This window comes from Clostridium tanneri, assembly GCF_033659955.1.
Taxonomy (GTDB): Bacteria; Bacillota; Clostridia; order Clostridiales; family Clostridiaceae; genus Clostridium_AM; species Clostridium_AM tanneri.
Genome location: NZ_JARUJP010000015.1, coordinates 98919 through 105819 on the forward strand (window position 1 = coordinate 98919; position 6901 = coordinate 105819).

Annotated in this window: 5 protein-coding genes; 1 reads left to right on the forward strand and 4 read right to left on the reverse strand. The window is 33.6% G+C overall.

The annotated features are described in order from the left end of the window. Positions 1 to 28: 28 nt before the first annotated feature. From P8V03_RS13145 to P8V03_RS13160, 4 genes are all read right to left on the reverse strand, one after another. The gene (locus P8V03_RS13145) at positions 29 to 1033 is read right to left on the reverse strand and encodes an isocitrate/isopropylmalate dehydrogenase family protein (RefSeq protein ID WP_318798452.1); all 1005 of its coding nucleotides are present in this window, start codon (positions 1031 to 1033) and stop codon (positions 29 to 31) included. A 110-nt stretch (positions 1034 to 1143) separates the two neighbouring features. Then, the gene (locus P8V03_RS13150; protein ID WP_318798453.1) at positions 1144 to 3066 is read right to left on the reverse strand and encodes an aconitate hydratase; all 1923 of its coding nucleotides are present in this window, start codon (positions 3064 to 3066) and stop codon (positions 1144 to 1146) included. A 14-nt stretch (positions 3067 to 3080) separates the two neighbouring features. Further along, positions 3081 to 4451 (reverse strand): beta/alpha barrel domain-containing protein, encoded by a 1371-nt coding sequence (locus P8V03_RS13155; RefSeq protein ID WP_261672688.1) that lies wholly within the window; start codon positions 4449 to 4451, stop codon positions 3081 to 3083. Positions 4452 to 5047: 596 nt separating this feature from the next. Beyond that, positions 5048 to 5767 carry a lysophospholipid acyltransferase family protein gene (locus P8V03_RS13160; RefSeq protein ID WP_318798454.1) on the reverse strand — a complete coding sequence of 240 codons (720 nt, stop codon included), beginning with the start codon at positions 5765 to 5767 and terminating at the stop codon, positions 5048 to 5050. A 106-nt stretch (positions 5768 to 5873) separates the two neighbouring features. On the opposite strand from P8V03_RS13160, the gene P8V03_RS13165 reads away from it, so the two are divergent. Beyond that, positions 5874 to 6740, forward strand: coding sequence for a ComEC/Rec2 family competence protein (locus P8V03_RS13165; RefSeq protein WP_318798455.1), 867 nt, complete (start codon positions 5874 to 5876; stop codon positions 6738 to 6740). The last annotated feature ends 161 nt before the right edge of the window (positions 6741 to 6901 follow it).

Consider the following 6901-nt stretch of genomic DNA (forward strand, 5'->3'; position numbering starts at 1 on the left):
ACATCTTAACTGATGCTGCTTTTTCTGTTTATATACTCATTTTTTTAATTACCTCTTCAGTAAATTCAGTAGTTCCAGCACTGCCGCCTAAATCTTCTGTTAAACATAACCCTTCTCTTATAGTCTCTGCCAATGCCTTTTCAATTTTTTCTGCCGCCTCACTCTCTCCAATGTGGTTAAGCATCATCACTGCTGTCAAAATAGCCGCTGATGGATTGGCTTTATTTTGGCCAGCTATATCCGGTGCTGAGCCATGGGCTGGTTCAAAAACTGCACCATCTTCTCCAATATTAGCTCCAGGCATTAGTCCAAGTCCGCCAACAAGACCAGAAGCCATATCTGAAAGAATGTCACCATATAAATTAGGCATTACAAGAACATCATAATTTTCTGGGTTTAATACAAGTTTCATACTCATAGCATCTACTATAACATCTTCAAATTCTATATCATTATATTCATCTGCTATGTTTTTGGCACATTTTAAGAAAAGACCGTCAGAGAGTTTCATAATATTTGCTTTATGAACCGCTGTCACTTTTTTTCTATTGTGCTTTCTGGCATAGTCAAAGGCAGCCCTTACTATTCTGTCACTAGCCTTTTTAGATATAATCTTTATGCTTTCTGCGATATCCCCGCTAACCATATGTTCTATTCCAGCATATAGATCCTCTGTATTTTCTCTAAATATAACAAGATCAACATTATCATACCTAGACTTTACACCCTCATAGGTTTTTACCGGCCTTATATTAGAATAAAGGTTTAAAGTCTGTCTAAGTGTAACATTTACACTTCTAAAACCCTTTCCTACAGGAGTAGTGACAGGACCCTTTAAAGCAGTTTTGTTTTTCTTTATGCTATCTAGCACGTAGTCTGGAAGAGGTGTGCCGTATTCTTCTATAACAGCAGCTCCAGCTTGTACTATATCCCACTCTATTTTAACTCCTGAAGCATCTACAATTTTTCTGGCAGAAGCAGTAACTTCTGGTCCTATACCATCTCCAGGAATAAGTGTAATTCTATGCAACATAATTTCCCCTCCAAAACTTATAATTTAACTATGATAAAGCTAATGGCTTCTGGCAACAGACAGCTTTTAATTGGTTTTTCTTACTGTCCATTGCCAGCTATAAAAGTTATCTAGTTATTGGCTTTGGACATATTAAGCAGTCCACCAGCTTTTATCATATCCTTTTGTCTATCAGTAATATTTAAAATCATTTGATATTCTTCATTTTTACTTTTGTTTCTAACTATAATAACCCCTGTACCTACCTGCTCTACTGCATTTTCTATTAAAAGTTCGTCTAATATATCTATTTTGTCATAATCCTCAAGATTTTTGAAAACAAGAGGCATTATGCCATTATTTATCAAGTTAGCCATATGAATTCTAGCAAAGGATTTAGCAAGTACTGCCTTTATTCCTAAATATAGCGGTGCAAGTGCAGCATGTTCTCTGCTGGAACCCTGGCCGTAATTGCTTCCCCCAACTATAAATCCTCCATTGTTTTCCTTAGCCTTTCTAGGAAAATCCTTATCAGAAGGGGTCAGACAGTACTCAGAAAGATAAGGAATATTGGATCTATAAGGTAAAAGCTTAGCATTGGAAGGCATAATATGGTCTGTAGTTATGTTATCCCCTACCTTAGTTAACACCTTTCCAGTAACCTCATTTTCCAAAGCCTTTGCTTTAGGGAAAGGCTTAATATTAGGTCCTCTAACTACCTCAACCTTTTCTCCATCTGCTGCTGGCGGAACAATTAGGTTATCATTTATAAGAAAGTCCTTTGGCATTTCTATATCAAAGGCTTCTCTCAACTCCCTAGGGTCTGTTATATAACCAGTTAGTGCAGAAGCTGCTGCAATTTCCGGACTTACTATATAAACCTTGGCAGAAGTTGTACCGGAACGTCCTTCAAAGTTTCTATTAAAGGTTCTAAGAGATACCGCATCTGTAGCAGGCGATTGTCCCATGCCTATACATGGCCCACAAGCTGATTCTAAAATTCTTGCTCCTGCTGCAATCATAGCAGCTAAGGCTCCATTCTTTGCAAGCATATTTAAAACTTGTTTTGATCCTGGTGCAATAACTAATGACACCTTTTCATTTACAGTTTTTCCTTCTAATATTTTTGCTACCTTCATCATATCTGCATAGGAGGAGTTTGTGCAGCTTCCTATGCATACCTGATCTACTTTTATATCTTTTAAAAAAGAAACAGCAACAACATTATCAGGACTGTGAGGACACGCAACAATAGGTTCTAACTGTGACAGATCTAGTTCTACCTCCTCATCATATACTGCATCGTCATCAGCCTTAAGCTCTATAAAATCTTCTTCCCTGCCTTGAGCCTTTAGAAACTCATAAGTTAATTCATCACTAGGGAAAATAGATGTAGTAGCTCCAAGTTCTGCTCCCATATTTGTTATAGTAGCTCTCTGTGGTACTGATAATGTCTTAACTCCTTCTCCGCAGTATTCAAATATTCTTCCAACGCCGCCCTTTACGGTAAGTCTTCTTAAAAGCTCTAAAATTATATCTTTGGCAGAAATCCACTCTTTTAGTTTGCCCTTCAAGTTTACCTTAACTATTTTAGGCATATTAATGTAATATTCTCCGCCTCCCATAGCTACTGCTACATCTAATCCACCAGCACCTATGGCAAGCATCCCTATTCCACCACCAGTAGGTGTGTGACTATCGGAGCCTAGGAGAGTGTCTCCTGGGACTCCAAATCTTTCTAAATTCACTTGATGACATATTCCGTTACCAGGTTTTGAAAAATATATTCCATGCTTCTTAGCTACAGTTTGAATATAAAGATGGTCATCTGCATTTTCTGGTCCTGATTGAAGTATATTATGGTCAATATAAGCAACAGACCTTTTTGTTTTAACCTTATCTATTCCTAAAGCTTCAAATTGAAGGTAAGCCATAGTTCCTGTTGAATCCTGTGTTAAAGTTTGGTCTATCTTTATAGCAATTTCCTGCCCTGCTACCATTTCTCCCTTAACTATATGATTTTTTATTATTTTTTGTGCAACATTTAGTCCCATCCCTTTTCCTCCTTTTAGCTAGCTCTTCCTTCTCTATTTTCTATAACTTCAGGCATAAGCTTTTCTACCAATAGTTCTAGTTCATTATTACCGATAATTGTTGTTCTTCCATCTACGTATTGCTCATCTACCCATTCTTTCATTTCAGCCACTCTTGGATCCTTCTTATCAATTTTGTCACTATCCTTTAGTCTATAATAAGTATTAATCCAAGCTGCAATTCCAGCAAGACCGGAGTACTCATTAACAGCAACTACTACTGGTCTTCCTAGTATTTTATCTGTGTCGAAAATATTATATATTTCTTCATCTTTAAGAATTCCATCTGCATGTATACCTGCTCTTGTCACATTAAACTGACTTCCAACAAAAGGAGTTCTTTCTGGTATGTTATATTTCATTTCTCTTTTAAAGTATTCCGCAAGCTCTGTTATAACGCTCATATCCATATTCTTGGAAGTACCTTTTAGTTGGATATATTCGAATATCATGGCTTCTAGTGGGCAGTTTCCTGTTCTTTCTCCTATACCTAAAAGTGAGGTATTTATTGAAGATGCTCCGTAGAGCCATGCTGTAGTTGAGTTACTTACCACTGCATAAAAATCATTGTGTCCATGCCACTCTATCCATTCTGATGGTACACCACAATTAGTTCTCAGTCCATGAATAAGTCCCTGAACACTTCTTGGAAGAGAAGCTCCACTATAAGGAATACCTAGTCCTAAAGTGTCACAAACTCTTATCTTCACAGGAGTCTTATATTTCTTCGAAAGCTCCATTAAATTATTTACTAAAGGAACTACAAAACCATAGAAATCTGCTCTTGTTATATCTTCTAAATGGCATCTTGGGCGAATCCCATTATTTAAAGCTTCTTCAACTATAGAAAGATACATTTCCATAGTTTGTTCCCTTGTCTTATTTAACTTTTTAAAAATATGATAATCAGAACAGGACATAAGCATACCTGTTTCCTTTATCCCCATTTCTTTTACTAATTTAAAATCTTCTTTATTGGCCCTTATCCATGATGTAACCTCAGGAAACTTATATCCTCTTTCCATGCAAACCTGTGCTGCTTTTCTATCTTTCTCAGTATATAGGAAAAATTCTGTTTGCTTAATTATTCCCGAATTGTTATCCAACTTATGGAGATAATCATAAATTCTAATAATCTGCTCGGCACTATACGGCGGCATAGACTGCTGTCCATCTCTAAAGGTAGTGTCTGTAATCCATATGTTTTCTGGCAAATCCATCGGAAGCTGAATTTGATTAAAAGTTACTTTAGGCACCTCTGAGTAAGGAAATATATTCTTATATAAATTTGGAGCTTCAATATTCTGCAATTGATATTCATAATTAAACTTTTTTGTACTATTCATTTTATTCTCCCCCAATCATAAACAATTATTGGCTCAATGTCTCCCGAGACAGTTTTGCATGATTAAGACCTATATATTTCAAAACTATGTTAGATAGATTTACTTTTTCCTTTTTATATTTATTCTATTATATTGCATATATATTTATTTTGCTACTTAAAATTGCATATTTAAAGCATATCTACGGTTATATTTTAACACTTAAGATTTGTATTTGCAAATAAAAATCTTTAAATTATTGCAATTTTATTTCGTCATTTTTCATAATTGAGCTTTTTATAATAAAATAGGATTTTTTTATAAGATAATTGGCACTTTACTATCTTCTGAATAGGTTAGTCTACTTTTGTAGGATAGATTTACATGAAAAAATCACTTAGAATATATAAATAATTTTAATTTTTTATTGTTAATATTAAAAATTTATATTTTTCATATTAGTTTTTTAATTATAGAAAAGCCTAACAGGATTAAGTTTGCCTCAATTAGAGTTACATCCCTTATTTTTAGCCAAAAAAGGCCTACAGCTATTTTAGCTGTAAGCCTTTTTTACTATCCAATATTTTCATAATATGTTAAAAATACTAGATAGCTATTTATTCAATGGTTATGTTACTTGCAATTATCTCCTTAACCTTTTCTGCTAAGTCTGTCTTTTCTTCCTTTGAAAGCTCATCCATATAAATAGGTTTGCATATAGTCACTTTAACTTCTGCTGACTTTATTGCACTTTTTTCATTTCCTTCTCTAAGTTTATAGCTTCCGTCTATAGCTACTGGTACTATAGGAACCCCGGATTTTAAAGCAAGTTTAAGACTTCCTTTTTTGAATTCCCCAATACTTGGTCCTTTACTTCTTGTTCCTTCAGGAAAAATAACTAGATTATGTCCATTTTTAAGATTTTCAACACCTTCGTTTATAGATTTTATAGATTCCCTCATGTTGCTTCTGTCCATAAATATACAGTGCATCTGCTCCATCCAATAAGTTAAAACCCTGAATTTTAGTAGTTCCTTTTTAGCAATAAATCCAACTGTTTTATCTAAACTGTGAATCATTATTGGTATATCAAAAAATCCTTGGTGGTTGGCTACGTAAAGACAGGTTTCTTCTGGAATATTTTCTCTTCCCACTACTTTGATATCTGCTTTTACATAGCTTAGTACATGGGATGCCCAGCCAAGAACAACATTATTTAAATAGCTAATAATTTCGCTTTTATTACCTTGCTTCTTTAATTTCTCAAACTCATTTTTCTTCATGTTTAGTTTAATGATATATGTAAAAAAATTCAAATAAAATAAAAATGATTTCATTTTACATTCGCTCCTTTGTAATAAAGTTTACTATTATAATTACAAGTGTTACAATAGTATATTATATCATAATTCACATTAAAAATCTTAAAAGGAGATGTATAAATTGAGGATTAGAAAAAAATATATAAAAATATTTGCAGCACTAGTGATATTAATATCCCTTATTACAGGCTGCAGCAATTCACCTTCTAGTGAAAATACAAATAAAATAGAGAACAAGAATGTAATGAAGGTAAATTATATAGATGTTGGTCAAGGTGACAGCATATTAGTTCAGGTAAATGGTAAAAACCTACTTATTGATGCAGGTCCAAATGACAGCACCGATAAGTTAATATCCTATTTAAATAAGCAAAACATAAAAAAATTAGATTATGTAGTTGCAACCCACCCTCATGAAGATCATATAGGTGGAATGGATGTAGTGATAAAAAAATATGAAATAGGCCAGTTCTATGCTCCTAAGAAAACAGCAAATACTAAAACCTTTGAAAGTATGATTACAGCTCTTAAATCTAAAAACCTTAAGATAAATTCAGCTAAAGCTGGCATCAACTTAGATTTAGGAGAAAATACAAAGTGCGAAATTCTTGCACCTAATAGCACAAACTACGAAGACGTAAATAACTATTCTGCTGTAATAAAGATAACCTATGGAGATTCCAAATTCCTATTTACAGGGGATGCTGAGAAACTAAGTGAAAAGGAAATCTTGAGTAAGAACTATGATATCCGTAGTGATGTATTAAAAGTTGGCCATCACGGAAGTTCAACTTCTTCATCAAAGGCCTTTCTAGATAAAGTTTCCCCAAAAATTGCAGTTATAAGCTTAGGAAAAAACAATGATTATGGACATCCCCATAAGGAAACTACTGCAGAGTTAAAAAAGAGAAATATACAAACTTATAGAACAGATATCGATGGTTCAGTAGTTTTAATATCTGATGGAAAGAAAGTAACAAAGCAATAAAAAGATAGGGTTCTTATTTAAAACCCTATCTTTTTATTTTACTATTCTCTCTACGTCACAGTTTCTTCAACTATCTTAACTATAATAGCCTGCTATAAAAATTTATAAAAATAAAAAAAGAACTGCAGTAGCAATTCTTAAATTTCTAAAACTATATATCT

Coding starts and splice junctions, on each gene's coding strand:
- P8V03_RS13155 (WP_261672688.1), bottom strand. CDS start 4,451: ATGAATAGTACAAAAAAGTTTAATTATGAATATCAATTGCAGAATATT.
- P8V03_RS13150 (WP_318798453.1), bottom strand. CDS start 3,066: ATGGGACTAAATGTTGCACAAAAAATAATAAAAAATCATATAGTTAAG.
- P8V03_RS13160 (WP_318798454.1), bottom strand. CDS start 5,767: ATGAAATCATTTTTATTTTATTTGAATTTTTTTACATATATCATTAAA.
- P8V03_RS13145 (WP_318798452.1), bottom strand. CDS start 1,033: ATGTTGCATAGAATTACACTTATTCCTGGAGATGGTATAGGACCAGAA.